This is a genomic window from Salibaculum halophilum (assembly GCF_002094885.1).
In the GTDB taxonomy this organism is placed as follows: Bacteria; Pseudomonadota; Alphaproteobacteria; order Rhodobacterales; family Rhodobacteraceae; genus Salibaculum; species Salibaculum halophilum.
In genome coordinates, this window is sequence record NZ_MSIT01000008.1 from 174,340 (window position 1) to 187,959 (window position 13,620).

Below are 13,620 nucleotides of genomic sequence, written 5' to 3' on the forward strand. Positions count from 1 at the left end.
CGTCAGACGGGCGCGATATCCCCCGCCGCCCGGGTGGCGTGGAAATCGGCCTCCCACGCCGCGAAGCGGCCCTCGGCGATGGCCGCGCGCATCTCGTCCATGATCTGTTGGTAGTAATGCAGGTTGTGCCAGGTCAGCAGCATGCCCGAGATCATCTCGCCCGACCGCATCACGTGGTGCAGATAGGCACGCGAATAGCCGCGGCAGGCCGGACAGGTGCAGGCCTCGTCGAGGGGCCGCGGGTCGTCGGCATGGCGCGCATTCTTTAGATTGACCTGCCCGCGCCGCGTCCAGGCCTGCCCGGTACGGCCCGAGCGCGAGGGCAGCACGCAATCCATCATGTCCACCCCGCGCTTGACCGCGCCGACGATGTCGTCAGGCTTGCCCACCCCCATGAGGTAGCGCGGCTTGTCCGCGGGCAGAAGGCCGGGCGCGTAGTCGAGCACGCCGAACATGGCCGCCTGCCCCTCGCCCACGGCCAGCCCGCCGATGGCGTAACCGTCGAACCCGATGGCGGTCAGCGCCTTGGCCGATTCCTCGCGCAGCTCGGGCGTCACGCCGCCCTGCATGATCCCGAAAAGCGCATGCCCGGGCCGGTCGCCGAAGGCTTCGCGCGAGCGCTGCGCCCAGCGCATCGACAGGTGCATGCTTTCGGCGACCGCTTGATCTTCGGCGGGCAGCGACGGGCATTCGTCGAAACACATCACGATATCCGAGCCCAGCAGGCGCTGGATCTCCATCGACCGTTCCGGCGTCAGCTCGTGGCGCGACCCGTCGATGTGGCTGCGAAAGGTCACGCCCCGTTCCGTCAGCTTGCGCAGCCCGGCCAGCGACATGACCTGGAACCCCCCTGAATCCGTCAGGATCGGCCGGGTCCAGTTCATGAAGCGGTGCAGCCCGCCCAGCCGGGCAATTCGCTCGGCACCCGGCCGCAGCATCAGGTGATAGGTGTTGCCCAGCAGGATGTCGGCCCCGGTGGCGGCCACGCTTTCCGGCAACATCGCCTTGACCGTCCCGGCGGTGCCCACCGGCATGAAGGCGGGTGTGCGGATATCGCCACGCGGGGTCGAGATCACCCCGGCGCGCGCACGCCCGTCCGTTGCCCTGAGGTCGAAGGCGAAACTCTGCGTCATCGGGCGGTCCTTTGCAATTGCGCGCGGCCTTGTTACCGATGTAGATCGAAAAGAAAAGGAGCGCCCATGTCCGAGACCGACACGCCCCCGGAGCCGATCCGCCTGGGATGGGAGGAATGGCTCGGTCTGCCGGACCTCGGATTGCCCACCCTGCGCGCCAAGGTGGACACCGGCGCGCGCACGTCCGCCCTGCACGCCCACGAGATCGAGACCTTCGGCTCGGCCCGCGCGCCCAAGGTGCGGTTCGACGTGCACCCGATCCCGGGGCGCGATGATGTCTCGATTACCTGTTCGGCCCCGGTCGTGGATCGGCGCGAAGTGACCTCGTCAAATGGCGAGATCGAGATGCGCTACGTCATCGAGGCCATGCTCGACGTGGGCGAGGGCCACACCTGGCCCATCGAAGTGACCCTGACCGACCGGGCCACCATGGCCAGCCGGATGCTGCTGGGCCGCCAGGGCCTGCGCGAGGACGTGATCGTCCAGCCCACCGAACGCTTCCTGCGCCCCGAGCGCGGCTTCGAGGTCTACACCTCGCGCCGCATCAAGCAGGTGGCCCCGCGGCGGGCGCTGCGCCTGGCGGTACTCAGCCGCGAGGCCAACAACTATTCGACCAAGCGGCTTGTCCACGAGGGCGAGGAACGCGGCCACACCGTCGAGATCATCGACACCACGCGCTGCTACATGGCGATCAACGCCCTGGCCCCGGAGGTACATTACGACGGCAAGCGCCTGCCGCGCTACGACGCGGTGATCCCGCGCATCGGGGCCTCGATCACGCCCTACGGCACGGCCGTGGTGCGCCAGTTCGAGAACCTGGGCACCTATTGCCTGAACAGCAGCGCCGGCATCTCGGCCAGCCGCGACAAGCTGCACGCCCACCAGGTGCTGGCCGGCCAGAGGGTGGGCATGCCCACCACCGCCTTTGCCGCCAGCCCCAAGGACACCAGCAACCTGATCGGGCTGGTCGGCTCGGCCCCGCTGATCGTCAAGCTGCTGGAAAGCACCCAGGGCAAGGGCGTGGTGCTGGCCGAAACCAAGAAGGCCGCCGAGTCGGTGATCGACGCCTTCCGCGGGCTCAAGGCCAACTTCCTGGTGCAGCAATTCGTCAAGGAAGCCGCGGGCGAGGACATCCGCTGTTTCGTCATCGCCGGCAAGGTCGTCGCCTCGATGAAGCGCAGCTCGGGCGGCGAGGATTTCCGCTCGAACCTGCATCGCGGCGGCTCGGCAGTGGCCGCGCGAATCACGCCGGCCGAACGGCGCGTCGCGGTCAAGGCGGCCAAGGCCTTCGGGCTGGACATGGCCGGCGTCGATCTGCTGCGCTCCGAGGACGGGCCCAAGGTGCTTGAGGTCAATTCCTCCCCCGGCCTGGAGGGCATCGAGAAGGCCAGCCGCAAGAACCTCGCCGGCAAGCTTTTCGATCACATCGAGGAGCGCGTCCGCCCCACCCCCGCCCGGGGCAACACTGCCAAGAAGGCCACGGCCCGGAAATAGCCCGCCCTTTACGGGACGCGGCGCTTTTCCTATATTTACACTCAGGATAAGGAGTGCGCCCCATGACCGACCAGACCCAGCCCTTGGAGGGCACGCCGCTGATCAAGCCCTCGACGACTGCGCACCCGCTCTACGATCAGATCGTCGCGGCCTGCCAGTCGGTCTATGATCCCGAGATACCGGTCAACATCTACGATCTCGGCCTGATCTACACCATCGAGATATCCGAGGCGGGCGAGGTGCATGTCATCATGACCCTGACGGCCCCCGGTTGCCCGGTCGCGGGCGAGATGCCCGGCTGGGTGCATGATGCCGTGACGGGCGTGCCCGGCGTGCAGATGGCCGACGTGGAGCTTGTCTGGGACCCGCCCTGGGGCATGGACATGATGACCGACGAGGCGCGGCTGGAACTGGGCTTCATGTAACGCGTCGGGGCATGGGTCCCCGGCGTCTTTGCCGACAAGGCGCGCCGACGCGGCCCCTTGAGCGCGCAGACGGGCCTGACTAAATTGGAACGACAAGCGGATCGGAGGTCCCATGTTCGGCATTCCCGGCAAGCAAGCCGTCACCCTCACCCCCGCGGCGACAGGGCAGATTGTCAAGCTGATGGATCGGGACGGCCACCAGGGTCTGCGCATCGGCGTCAAGAAGGGCGGCTGCGCGGGCATGGAATACACCATGGACTACGCCGAGCAGATCGACCCCAACGACGAGGTGGTCGAACAGGACGGCGCCCGCGTGATGATCGCGCCCATGGCGCAGATGTTCCTCTTCGGCACGGAAATCGACTACGAGGTCGGCTTGCTGGAAGCTGGCTTCAAGTTCCGCAACCCCAACGTGGCCGATGCCTGCGGCTGCGGCGAATCGATCAAGTTCAAGGATGTCGAGGGATTGAGTGCGGAGCAGGGCCGGGGCTGATGGGCGTCACGGCGGCCGAGATCGCCTACGCCAAAGACCTGTTTTCGGACCTGCCCAGTGAAATCACGGCACGGCGCATGATGGGCGGGTTGTGCCTCTATCACGAGGGCACGATCTTCGCCATCCTCCACCCCGACCACGGGCTGATGATCAAGGGCGCGGGCGCGTTTCAGGATCACCTGGAGGCCAAGGGCTGCACCCGCTGGGTGCACAACCGCGCCGACGGCACGACTAGTGCGATGTCCTACTGGACCCTGCCCGACGCCGCCCGCGAGGACCCGTCCGAGGCCAGCGCGCTGGCCCGCGAGGCGCTGAGCTTTCTGTAACTGACGCAGCCGATGCGGCCCTTGCCCCTTGCATTTCGCGGCCGTTGCCGTGATCCCTTGGCGCAACGCCCACACCCGACAGGAGGACACAGATGCGCCGCAAATTCGCCGCCGGAAACTGGAAGATGAACGGCCTTTCCGCCGACCTGGCCGAACTGGAACGGATGGTCGCCGCCAAGCCCTCCGCAGCGGTCGACACGGCGGTCTGCGGGCCGGCCACGCTGGTGCACCGCATGGCGCAGATGGGCTGGCCCGTGGGCGGGCAGGATTGCCACCCGGCCGAAAACGGCGCGCACACCGGCGACATTTCGGCCGAGATGCTGGCCGATGCCGGGGCGTCTTACGTTATCACCGGCCATTCCGAGCGCCGCGCCGACCACGGCGAGACCGACGCGGTGGTGCGGGCCAAGACCGAAGCCGCCTGGCGCGCGGGCCTGACGGCCATCCTGTGCATCGGCGAGACCGAGGCGCAGTACCGCGCGGGCGACACGCTCGACGTGCTGCACCGGCAGATGGCCGGCTCCATGCCCGAGGGATGCACCGGCGACACCATCGTGCTGGCTTATGAACCGGTCTGGGCCATCGGCACCGGGCTGACCCCCACCGCCGACGAGATCGGCGCGGTGCACAACGCCCTGCGCGACGCCCTGATCGACCGCTTCGGCCCCGAAACCGGCGTGGCGATCCGCATTCTTTACGGCGGGTCGGTCAAGGCGTCGAACGCCGCCGAAATCTTCGGCATCGCGGACGTGGACGGGGCGCTGGTCGGGGGCGCCTCGCTGAAGGCCGACGACTTCCTGCCCATCGTCGACGCGCTGGACGCTGCCGACTGACCCTATGCAGCGGTTGCAGCAATCCCCCACCGATCCGGATTTCGTCCAGAACCCCTACCCGTTCTACGACCGGGCCCGCGCGGCCGGAGACCTCTTCTGGTGGGAGGATTACGGCGCGCCCTGCGCGACCTCCTACGCGGCCGTCATGGCCCTGCTCAAGGACCGGCGGCTGGGCCGCGAGGTGCCCGCGGATCACGCCGCCCCGATCCCCGACCGGCTGCGCCCCTTCTACGACATCGAGGCACACTCCATGCTGGAGCTGGAGCCGCCGCGCCACACCCGGCTGCGGGCGCTGGTGATGCGCGCCTTCACCTCGCGCCGGGTGATGGGAATGCGCGATGAAGTCGAGGCGTTGGCGCACCGGTTGATCGACGATTTTCCCGCGGGCGATTTCGACCTCTTGCCGGCCTATTGCCAGCGCATCCCCGTCATCGTCATCTGCCGCCTGTTGGGCGTGCCCGAACGCATGGCCGACCAGTTGCTGGAGTGGTCCAGCGCCATGGTGGCCATGTACCAGGCCGGGCGCACGCAAGAGATCGAGGCGCGGGCCATGGCCGCCGCGACCGACTTTGCCGACTTCCTGCGCGGCTATATCGACGACCGCCGCAGCCGACCGGGAGAGGACCTCATCACGCAACTGATCGCGGCCGAGGAAGAGGGCGAGAAACTGACCACCGACGAGCTGATCAGCACCTGCATCCTGCTGCTGAACGCGGGCCACGAGGCGACGGTCCATGCCATGGGCAACGCGGTCAAGCTGCTGCTTGAACGGGATCACCGCGAGATCGACGAGGACGTGGTCGAGGAATGCCTGCGGCTCGACCCGCCGCTGCACATCTTCGACCGCTGGGTCTACGAGGACGTGACGCTGTTCGGCCACCACTTCCGCCGCGGCGACAGCGTCAAGTGCATTCTCGGCGCGGCCAACCGCTGCCCCGCGGCATTTCCCGACCCGGCCCGGTTCGACCCGAAACGCGGCGACGTGCTGTCGGCCAGTTTCGGCGGCGGCATCCATTTCTGCGTCGGCGCGCCGCTGGCGCGCATGGAGCTGCTGCTGGGCCTGCGGGTTCTGTTCGAACGCTGCCCCGACCTGAGCCTCGCCGCGCCGCCGCGTTACGCCGATGTCTACCATTTCCACGGGCTGGAGAGGCTGGTGGTCTCATGCAACACGGCCTAGGCGAATTGGCCCGCGTCTTCGGGCGCATCGGTGTCCTGTCCTTCGGCGGCCCGGCCGCGCAGATCGCCCTGATGCACCGTGAACTTGTCGAGGAGCGGCCCTGGCTGACCGAGGCGCAGTATCTGCGCGCGCTCTCATTCTGCATGCTGCTGCCCGGCCCCGAGGCGATGCAGCTGGCCACCTATGCCGGCTGGCGGCTGCGCGGGGTGCCCGGCGGGCTGATCGCGGGCGGGCTTTTCGTGCTGCCCGGGGCGCTCGTGATCGCTGCGCTGGCGCTGGCCTACGGCGCCTTTGCCGACCTGCCGCTGGTGCAGGCGGGCTTTCTCGGGATCAAGGCCACGGTGGTCGTCATCGTTATCCAGGCCATCGGGCGGCTATCGGCCAAGGCCCTCGGCGCGCCCGGCGCCAAGGCGCTGGCGGTGCTGTCTTTCCTGGCGCTGTTCCTGGTTAACCTGCCCTTCCCGCTTGTCATCGCGCTGGCGGCCACCTGGGGCGCGCTGCGCCACTCCGGCCCGGCCCCGGCCGGTGGGCAGCGCGCCGACCTGCGGCGCAGCCTGCGCCCGCTGGTCATCGGCGGCGCGCTCTGGGCCGCGCCGCTGGTGCTGGCCGCGCTGGCCGGGGCCGACCTGCTGCTGGCGCTGGGGCTGTTCTTTTCCAAGCTGGCGGTGGTGACCTTCGGCGGGGCCTATGCGGTGCTGGCCTACATGACGCAGGAAGTGGTGACCGCTCAGGGCTGGGTCAGCGCGGGGCAGATGCTCGATGCGCTTGGCCTGGCCGAGACCACCCCCGGCCCGCTGATCCTGGTGACCGAGTTCGTCGGCATCACCGCCGGGCTGAACGCGGGCGGGGCGGGATTGGGCCTGCTGGCCGGCGTGATGACCCTCTGGGTGACCTTCGTGCCCTGTTACATCTGGATTTTCGCCGGCGCACCGCTGATCGACTGGCTGGAACACCGCCCCCGCATCAGCGCGGCGCTGTCGGCCATCACCGCCGCCGTGGTGGGGGTGATCACCAACCTCTCGGTCTGGTTCGCGGTGCATGTCCTGTTCGCCTCGGTGGACCGTTTTCAGGCCGGGCCGCTGCACCTGATCCTGCCCGACTGGGCCAGTTTCCAGCCCGCCGCGCTGGCGCTGGTCCTGCTGGCGGCCGCGCTGCTGTTGTGGCGAAAATGGCCGCTACTTCAGGGTCTTGGCACGGTCACGTTGGCCGGGGTGCTGATCGGGCTGCTCTAGGCCCTTTCCCTCGGGGCCGAATCCCGTATGCTGACGCGGAACGAACGAAGGACATCCCCGTGACCGGCACCATCGACTACGGCAACCTGATGCACGAGGCCATGCGCGGCCTGATCCGCAAGGTGCTGGCCCGCGTCGAGCGCGAGGGGCTGCCGGGCGAGCACCATTTCTTCATCACGCTGGACACGCTGCACCCGGACGTCGAGATCGCCGACTGGCTGTCGGATCGCTATCCCGGTGAAATGACCATCGTGATCCAGCACTGGTTCGACAACCTGACCGTGAACGAGGACGGCTTTGCCATCACGCTGAACTTCGGCGACGCGCCCGAGCCGCTCTACATCCCCTACGACGCGATCAAGACCTTCGTGGACCCGTCGGTCGAGTTCGGCCTGCGTTTCGAGACCCAGGAGGAGGACGAGGCGCCCGCCCCCGAGGACGAGGGGGCCCCCATGGACGAGATGACCGACCCGGACACCGAGGACGACGCGCAAACCGAGGCCGAGGTCGTCAGCCTGGACAAGTTCCGCAAGTAGCCCGGCGTGCGCCGGCAGTTGCGGGGCCGCCCGCGGGGCGGTATTCGGCCTGCAACGGCACAGCGCGAGGACGACAGACATGACCGAGACCCGCACCGAATCCGACAGCTTCGGCCCGCTGGAGGTTCCAGCCGACCGCTACTGGGGCGCCCAGACCCAGCGCAGCCTGATGAACTTCCCCATCGGCTGGGAAAGACAGCCCGTCGCCATCGTCCGCGCGCTGGGGGTCATCAAGAAGGCCTGCGCGCAGGCCAACCGCGACAGCGGCAAGCTGGACCCGCGGCTGGCCGAGGCCATGATCGCGGCCGCCGCCGAGGTCGTGGCCGGCAAGCTGGACGATCATTTCCCGCTGGTGGTCTGGCAGACGGGGTCGGGTACGCAATCGAACATGAACGCCAACGAGGTGATCTCGAACCGCGCGATCGAGATCCTGGGCGGGCAGATCGGCAGCAAGGACCCGGTGCACCCGAACGATCATTGCAACATGGGGCAATCCTCGAACGACACGTTCCCCACGGCCATGCACATCGCCTGCGCCATGACGGTGCATGACACGCTGCTGCCTGGACTGGAAAAGCTGCTGGCCGGGCTGCGCGCCAAGTCCGACGAATTCCATGACATCATCAAGATCGGCCGCACCCACACCCAGGACGCCACGCCGCTGACGCTGGGGCAAGAATTTTCCGGCTACGCCCAGCAGGTCGAGAACGGGATCGCGCGCATCAAGCAGGCCCTGCCCGGGATATACGAGCTGGCCCAGGGCGGCACCGCCGTGGGCACGGGGCTGAACACCGCCCCGGGCTGGGACACCACCGTCGCGCGCCACATGGCCGAGATCGCCGGTCTGCCCTTCGTCACGGCCCCCAACAAGTTCGAGGCGCTGGCCGCCCATGACGCAATGGTTTTCATGTCCGGCGCGGTGAAGACCACTGCCATGGCCTGCTACAAGATCGCCAACGACATCCGTTTTCTCGGCTCGGGGCCGCGCTCGGGGCTGGGCGAGCTGATCCTGCCGGAAAACGAGCCGGGCAGTTCGATCATGCCGGGCAAGGTGAACCCGACGCAGGCCGAGGCGCTGACACAGGTCTGCGCGCATGTGTTGGGCAACGACGCGGCGATTTCCTTCGCCGGCAGCCAGGGCCATTTCGAACTGAACGTCTACAACCCGATGATGGCCTACAACCTGCTGCAGTCCATGCAACTGCTGGGCGATGCGGCCGACAGTTTCACCGACCGGATGCTGACAGGCATCCGCGCCAACGAGACCCGCATCGAGAAGTTGATGACCGAATCGCTGATGCTGGTCACGGCGCTGGCCCCCGAGATCGGCTATGACAACGCCACCACCGTGGCCAAGACCGCGCACCGCAACGGCACCACGCTGCGCGAAGAGGCCGTCAAGCTGGGTTTCGTGGACGAAGAGACCTTCGACCGTGTCGTGCGCCCCGAGGACATGATCGGCCCGAAATGAGCGTGGTGAACCTCAACAAGACCCGCAAGGCCCGCGCCCGGGCCGAGGCCAAGGCGCGCGCCGACGCGAACGCGGTCAAGCACGGCCGCACCAAGGCGCAGAGACTGCTGAGCACCGCGCGCGAGGACAAGGCCCGGCGCCACCTCGACCAGCAGCGCTTTGAGGACGAGTGACCGGCCGGCCCGTCAAGCACTCGCTCACGCTGCGCGGGCACCGCACCAGCGTCTCGCTGGAAGAGGATTTCTGGCGTGAGTTTCGCCGCATCGCGGCGCAGCGCGGCCAGACGATCAACGGCCTGGCCATCGAGATCGACGAGGCCCGCGGTGACGTCGGCCTGGCCTCGGCGATCCGGGTTTTCGTGCTGGGGGCGGTCAAGGCCGAGGCGGACCCTGGCACCTGACAAAGGCGGTCAGTCTGCGCGCCGGTCGAGCGTCAGCCAGATGCCGTCGCGCGACCGCACGGTCAGATGTGCCACGGGCACCGGGTCACGCCCCGCCACGGGGCGCAACCGATAGCGCCGCAGGATCATCGACAGCAGCAGCGGCCCCTCGACCATGGCGAACCCCGCCCCGGTGCAGACGCGCGGCCCCGCCGAGAAGGGGATATAGGCGTCGCGCTGGCAGGTCTTGCCGTTCTCCGTCTCCCAGCGGGCGGGGTCGAACCCGTCGGGATTGTCCCAAAGCCGGCTGTGCCGGTGCAGGTGCCAGGGCGAGAGCACGACCTGGCTGCCCGCGGGCGCGGTGCGGTCGCGCATCCGTTCCGCCTGGCAGGTCTCGCGCACCATCATCGGCACCGGCGGGTAGAGACGCAGCGCCTCGCGGAACACGTCGCGGCTGATCGTCAGTTGCGACATCACCTTGAAGTCGGGGCCCGCGTCCAGCGCCCGGGCCTCCTCCGCGACCCTTTCCTGCCAGTCGGGATGCAGGGCCGCGAGGTAGAGCGTCCAGGCCAGGGCGCTGGCGCTTGTCTCGTGTCCGGCCAGAAAGAAGATAGCCACCTGGTCGACCATTTCGGCGGTGTCAAAACGGTCGCCGGTCTGCGGGTCGGCGGTGGTCATGATCTTGGTGGCCAGGTCGTCAGGCGCGGTTCCGGCCGCGATCTGCGCCATGCGATCCCTGGTCAACCGGGCGATCAGGGCGCGGATCGCATGCGCCGTCCGCTTGGTCTCAAGCCGGAAAAACCGCGGCATCCAGCGCGGCCCGCGCAGGAAGGCCGCCAGGTTCAGGATCGGCTGGGTGCGCTGGTGCGCGCGGAACTGGTCGAAGACCTGCCGGGCAACCGCGTGCTCGATTGGAATGGAAAACAGCGTGCGGAAGATGACATCGGCGGCGGCATGGCTCGTCTCGGGTTCGACGTCGAAGGGGCCGTCCTGCCCCGCCCGGCCAAACCGGTCCACCGCGGCCTCGCCCGCGGCCCACATGGCCGGAAAGGTATCGCGCAGCCGCCCGCCCTCGAAGGCGGGGTCGATGATGCGGCGCTGGCGTTTCCAGGTTGCGCCGTTGGTCAGGAACACGCTGTTTCCCAGCAGGGGGCGCAGCCCCGCGCCGATACGGTCGGACTTGGGAAAGTCGTCGGGCCGTTCCCTGAGAACCCGCCGCACCAGCGTCGGGTCGTTGGCCAGGTAGGAGCGAAAGAACGGCGTGCGGAACTCGGCCATCCACGCGCGGTAGAGCTTGGCCGGCTGCGCCGACAGGATATCGGCGCGGAACAGCCGCAGGTAGCGCCACAGCGAGACCTTGTCAGGCCGAGAGGGCGGTTTCGGCGGGATCGGCGTCATGGGCCATGCTTGTGTATTTCGAAGCCGCGAGGTCAATGCGCGATTTCGACGGGGCGCGCCCCGCGAACCGGTGCGCCAGTGTCCGCGGCCCGGCGGTAATGCGGAAATAGTCGTAGGTCCCGGGCCGGTCGAAGGCGCAGAGATACTGGAAATGCAGCCGGAAGAACCGCCAGCGCAGGTCCTTCCAGCGCGCGGGCGAGAGCGTTTGCGTGAAGGCGGCCGAGATTACCAGCGGCCAGCGCTTCCCCGCCGGAGGCGCAACACCGGACACCGCCACCGGATCGCACAGTGCGAAGGCGCAGCCGTCGCCCGGGGCGGTGACGTCCACCCAGGCCAATTCGGCGCGCTGGCTCAGGTAGTGCAGGTCGGCGCGCAGGCGGTCGGCGCGCGGCAGGAACGACACCATGGGCACCACCTGGCCCAGGCTGAGAAAGGCCAGCTCGGGGCCGTCCTCGGGCACCTCGCCCGCGCGGATCAGGTCGGCCAGCAGCGAAACCGCCAGATGCGCGCCCGAGGAATGCCCGACCACCAGCACCTCGTCCACCGGGTCGCGCAGCGCGCGGGCGATCTCGGCGCGGAACGCGGCGATGCGCTGTTCCAGCTCGGGCGGGTTGGCGCCCATCCAGCGGGCGGAAAAGGCATAGTCGTGCATGAGGTAATAGGCGAAAAAGCGGCCGTCCCGGTGCTTGAACCAGGTCAGCACCCGCCAGGCCACCAGCCCCCCAAGCGCCCACATCAGCACGATCCTGGCCACGGCAAAAACGGTGTAATCCAGAGGCGGCGTGCCGGGCGGCGCCGGATAGCGCGCGTCGAGCCATCCCGTGACGGCCTCGAACCCCGCCGTCAGGCCCCAGCCCAGCCCCTGCGCGGCCACGACCGCGGCCAGCAGCGCCAGCAGCGCCTGGACGATCAGCATGCCCACGGGGTAGAGCGCGGCGATCACCGGCCCCTTGCGCAGCCGCATGAGCCGCCACAGCGCCCCGGTGCGGATATAGGCCCAGGAGGTCTGCACCAGCTGGCGGTAGGTCGCCGGGATGGACTTGCCCATCGAGCGGCGCACGATGTCCGACCAGACCAGCACGTCGATCTCGGCCTCGGTCCGCGTGCCGTCGATATGGCCCTCGGCGGTCCAGCCGAAGGTCTTGCCGCCCGGTTTGGGCGCGATGGAGACCGCATAGCCGGAAATCGCCGCCTGGTCGGCGGATTCGCTGCGGTAAAGCTCGCGGTAGCGGCGCGGGTGGATCGGATCATAGCCGGGGATGTAGAACACCCGGCGGCGCGCCACCTCGCGATTTGCGTCTCTGGCCATGGTCTGCGGTCCCGGCATCCTGGGAGTGCTGCGTGCGCGTCAGCCTAGCCGCGATTTCTGGCGAAAATAAGGGCACCCGGTTTCAGCCGGGCGGACGCGTTTTACGCAAAACGCGTCCCCGCGCCCGGCATCACCCCTCACCCCAGGGTGGCCAGCGCCGGGAACGCCTCCAGCAGCCAGTAGCTGAACGCGGTGAATTGCCCGGTGATCATCATCACCCCCACCAGCACCAGCAGCGCGCCCGAGGTCTTCTCGATCGCGCCCATGTGGCGTTTCATCCAGGCCATGACCCCGGTCAGGCTGGGAAAGAAGGCCGCAACCAGAAGGAAGGGGATGCCGAGGCCCACGGCGTAGGCAGCCAGCATGGCGACACCGCGCCCGATGTCGGCCTCGGTCGCCGCCAGCCCCAGGATCGCGCCAAGGATGGGGCCAAGGCAGGGCGTCCAGCCAAAGGCGAAGGCCAGCCCCAGCACGTAGGCCCCCAGTGCCGTGCCGCCGCGGTCGCCCGCGTCCACGCGCATCTCGCGGTCCATGAAGGCGACGCGGTAGAGCCCGAGGAAATGCAGGCCGAAGCCGATGATGACGATGCCCGCGCCGATCAGCATCCAGTCCTGGTAGGCCAGCAGCATCCGCCCCAGCCCCGAGGCGGCCGCCCCCAGCAGCAAAAAGATGGTCGACAGTCCCAGCACGAAGAACAGCGCCGCGCCCACCGCCTTTCGCCGAGAGGCGGCGTCACCTTCGCCCATGTCCGACAGGCTGACGCCGCCCATGTAGGCCAGGTAGGGCGGCACGATCGGCAGCACGCAGGGGCTGAGAAACGACAGCACCCCCGCCGATATGGCGATCAGCACCGCCGGCAGCAGCGAGGCGTCGAGAAAGGTTTCGGCGGCGAACATGGCACCCCCCTGGTCGTTTCCCCCGACATAGCGATTGCGCGGGCCGAGGTCACGCCACGCTTTGTCACAGGGGCGTCAGGGGCGCGCGTCTGGACAAGCCGGGCGGTTTCGCGCATGGCCGGGGCCATGACGACCGAGACCCACCTTGATGCCCGCGGGCTGAAATGCCCCCTGCCCGTTCTGCGCACCGGCAAGGTGCTGCGCAACATGGCGCCGGGGACGCGATTGCGCGTGCTGGCCGACGATCCTGTCGCCGTGGTCGATATACCGCACTTCTGCCATGAGGCCGGACACGCGCTGCTGAACCAGCGCGAGGACGAGGGCCACCAGGTCTACGTGATCGAGCGCGGCCCGCGACCCTGACCGCGGCGGCCCCGCCGCGCCCCGCAAGGCACGGCGGTTCAGGTTGGCGTCAGCGGCCAAGCGCCCACCAGCCGCGCCGCTTGGGCTTGGCCGGTTTGTCGGACGCAGTCTCGGCCGGCTCGGCCCGTGCGGCAGGCGCGGGCTCGGCGGCAGGG

General features: G+C 68.7%; 16 protein-coding genes. 12 read left to right on the forward strand and 4 right to left on the reverse strand.

Annotated elements, in window-relative coordinates; genetic code table 11:
• Window positions 1–2: 2 nt before the first annotated feature.
• Window positions 3–1,133, reverse strand: a complete 1,131-nt coding sequence (gene tgt, locus BU124_RS07620; protein ID WP_084862295.1) for a tRNA guanosine(34) transglycosylase Tgt — start codon at window positions 1,131–1,133, stop codon at window positions 3–5.
• A gap of 66 nt (window positions 1,134–1,199) precedes the next feature.
• Between tgt and rimK the strand changes: the two genes are divergently transcribed.
• The 11 genes from rimK (at window position 1,200) to BU124_RS07675 (ending at window position 9,520) form a co-directional block, all read left to right on the forward strand.
• A complete protein-coding gene (gene rimK, locus BU124_RS07625) occupies window positions 1,200–2,627 on the forward strand; it encodes a 30S ribosomal protein S6--L-glutamate ligase (protein ID WP_084862297.1) in 1,428 nt (475 codons plus the stop codon).
• Between the two features lie 62 nt (window positions 2,628–2,689).
• Window positions 2,690–3,052 carry an SUF system Fe-S cluster assembly protein gene (locus BU124_RS07630; protein ID WP_084862299.1) on the forward strand — a complete coding sequence of 121 codons (363 nt, stop codon included), beginning with the start codon at window positions 2,690–2,692 and terminating at the stop codon, window positions 3,050–3,052.
• A gap of 112 nt (window positions 3,053–3,164) precedes the next feature.
• Window positions 3,165–3,545, forward strand: a complete 381-nt coding sequence (locus tag BU124_RS07635) for a HesB/IscA family protein (protein ID WP_084862301.1) — start codon at window positions 3,165–3,167, stop codon at window positions 3,543–3,545.
• A complete protein-coding gene (locus BU124_RS07640) occupies window positions 3,545–3,871 on the forward strand; it encodes a TfoX/Sxy family protein (RefSeq protein WP_084862303.1) in 327 nt (108 codons plus the stop codon). The genes BU124_RS07635 and BU124_RS07640 overlap by 1 nt, the downstream gene beginning before the upstream one ends.
• Window positions 3,872–3,963: 92 nt before the next feature.
• Window positions 3,964–4,704 carry a triose-phosphate isomerase gene (tpiA, locus tag BU124_RS07645; protein WP_084862305.1) on the forward strand — a complete coding sequence of 247 codons (741 nt, stop codon included), beginning with the start codon at window positions 3,964–3,966 and terminating at the stop codon, window positions 4,702–4,704.
• Window positions 4,705–4,708: 4 nt separating this feature from the next.
• Window positions 4,709–5,881, forward strand: a complete 1,173-nt coding sequence (locus tag BU124_RS07650) for a cytochrome P450 (protein ID WP_084862307.1) — start codon at window positions 4,709–4,711, stop codon at window positions 5,879–5,881.
• Window positions 5,866–7,113, forward strand: a complete 1,248-nt coding sequence (gene chrA, locus BU124_RS07655; RefSeq protein ID WP_084862309.1) for a chromate efflux transporter — start codon at window positions 5,866–5,868, stop codon at window positions 7,111–7,113. The genes BU124_RS07650 and chrA overlap by 16 nt, the downstream gene beginning before the upstream one ends.
• 59 nt (window positions 7,114–7,172) lie before the next feature.
• Window positions 7,173–7,649, forward strand: coding sequence for an SspB family protein (locus tag BU124_RS07660; protein WP_143529917.1), 477 nt, complete (start codon window positions 7,173–7,175; stop codon window positions 7,647–7,649).
• Between the two features lie 79 nt (window positions 7,650–7,728).
• On the forward strand, window positions 7,729–9,120 hold the full coding sequence (fumC, locus tag BU124_RS07665; RefSeq protein ID WP_084862313.1) for a class II fumarate hydratase: 1,392 nt from the start codon (window positions 7,729–7,731) through the stop codon (window positions 9,118–9,120).
• Window positions 9,117–9,293 carry a DUF4169 family protein gene (locus BU124_RS07670; RefSeq protein WP_084862315.1) on the forward strand — a complete coding sequence of 59 codons (177 nt, stop codon included), beginning with the start codon at window positions 9,117–9,119 and terminating at the stop codon, window positions 9,291–9,293. Before fumC ends, BU124_RS07670 begins: the two co-directional genes overlap by 4 nt.
• Window positions 9,290–9,520, forward strand: coding sequence for a ribbon-helix-helix domain-containing protein (locus tag BU124_RS07675; RefSeq protein WP_084862317.1), 231 nt, complete (start codon window positions 9,290–9,292; stop codon window positions 9,518–9,520). Before BU124_RS07670 ends, BU124_RS07675 begins: the two co-directional genes overlap by 4 nt.
• Window positions 9,521–9,529: 9 nt before the next feature.
• On the opposite strand, the gene BU124_RS07680 is transcribed toward BU124_RS07675, so the two are convergent.
• The 3 genes from BU124_RS07680 to BU124_RS07690 all read right to left on the reverse strand — a co-directional run bounded on the left by BU124_RS07680 (window position 9,530) and on the right by BU124_RS07690 (window position 13,102).
• Window positions 9,530–10,897 (reverse strand): cytochrome P450, encoded by a 1,368-nt coding sequence (locus BU124_RS07680; RefSeq protein WP_084862319.1) that lies wholly within the window; start codon window positions 10,895–10,897, stop codon window positions 9,530–9,532.
• A complete protein-coding gene (locus BU124_RS07685; protein ID WP_084862321.1) occupies window positions 10,860–12,206 on the reverse strand; it encodes a hypothetical protein in 1,347 nt (448 codons plus the stop codon). The genes BU124_RS07680 and BU124_RS07685 overlap by 38 nt, the downstream gene beginning before the upstream one ends.
• A gap of 137 nt (window positions 12,207–12,343) precedes the next feature.
• A complete protein-coding gene (locus tag BU124_RS07690) occupies window positions 12,344–13,102 on the reverse strand; it encodes a cytochrome c biogenesis CcdA family protein (protein ID WP_084862323.1) in 759 nt (252 codons plus the stop codon).
• A 126-nt stretch (window positions 13,103–13,228) separates the two neighbouring features.
• On the opposite strand from BU124_RS07690, the gene BU124_RS07695 reads away from it, so the two are divergent.
• Window positions 13,229–13,465, forward strand: coding sequence for a sulfurtransferase TusA family protein (locus tag BU124_RS07695; protein WP_084862356.1), 237 nt, complete (start codon window positions 13,229–13,231; stop codon window positions 13,463–13,465).
• Window positions 13,466–13,620 lie beyond the last annotated feature (155 nt).

What these genes read in the sequence shown, in the direction of transcription:
- chrA (WP_084862309.1), top strand. Translation starts at nt 5,866, where the DNA reads ATGCAACACGGCCTAGGCGAATTGGCCCGCGTCTTCGGGCGCATCGGT.
- BU124_RS07685 (WP_084862321.1), bottom strand. Translation starts at nt 12,206, where the DNA reads ATGGCCAGAGACGCAAATCGCGAGGTGGCGCGCCGCCGGGTGTTCTAC.
- BU124_RS07650 (WP_084862307.1), top strand. Translation starts at nt 4,709, where the DNA reads ATGCAGCGGTTGCAGCAATCCCCCACCGATCCGGATTTCGTCCAGAAC.
- BU124_RS07630 (WP_084862299.1), top strand. Translation starts at nt 2,690, where the DNA reads ATGACCGACCAGACCCAGCCCTTGGAGGGCACGCCGCTGATCAAGCCC.
- BU124_RS07640 (WP_084862303.1), top strand. Translation starts at nt 3,545, where the DNA reads ATGGGCGTCACGGCGGCCGAGATCGCCTACGCCAAAGACCTGTTTTCG.
- rimK (WP_084862297.1), top strand. Translation starts at nt 1,200, where the DNA reads ATGTCCGAGACCGACACGCCCCCGGAGCCGATCCGCCTGGGATGGGAG.
- BU124_RS07635 (WP_084862301.1), top strand. Translation starts at nt 3,165, where the DNA reads ATGTTCGGCATTCCCGGCAAGCAAGCCGTCACCCTCACCCCCGCGGCG.
- BU124_RS07670 (WP_084862315.1), top strand. Translation starts at nt 9,117, where the DNA reads ATGAGCGTGGTGAACCTCAACAAGACCCGCAAGGCCCGCGCCCGGGCC.
- BU124_RS07690 (WP_084862323.1), bottom strand. Translation starts at nt 13,102, where the DNA reads ATGTTCGCCGCCGAAACCTTTCTCGACGCCTCGCTGCTGCCGGCGGTG.
- fumC (WP_084862313.1), top strand. Translation starts at nt 7,729, where the DNA reads ATGACCGAGACCCGCACCGAATCCGACAGCTTCGGCCCGCTGGAGGTT.
- BU124_RS07680 (WP_084862319.1), bottom strand. Translation starts at nt 10,897, where the DNA reads ATGACGCCGATCCCGCCGAAACCGCCCTCTCGGCCTGACAAGGTCTCG.
- tpiA (WP_084862305.1), top strand. Translation starts at nt 3,964, where the DNA reads ATGCGCCGCAAATTCGCCGCCGGAAACTGGAAGATGAACGGCCTTTCC.
- BU124_RS07695 (WP_084862356.1), top strand. Translation starts at nt 13,229, where the DNA reads ATGACGACCGAGACCCACCTTGATGCCCGCGGGCTGAAATGCCCCCTG.
- tgt (WP_084862295.1), bottom strand. Translation starts at nt 1,133, where the DNA reads ATGACGCAGAGTTTCGCCTTCGACCTCAGGGCAACGGACGGGCGTGCG.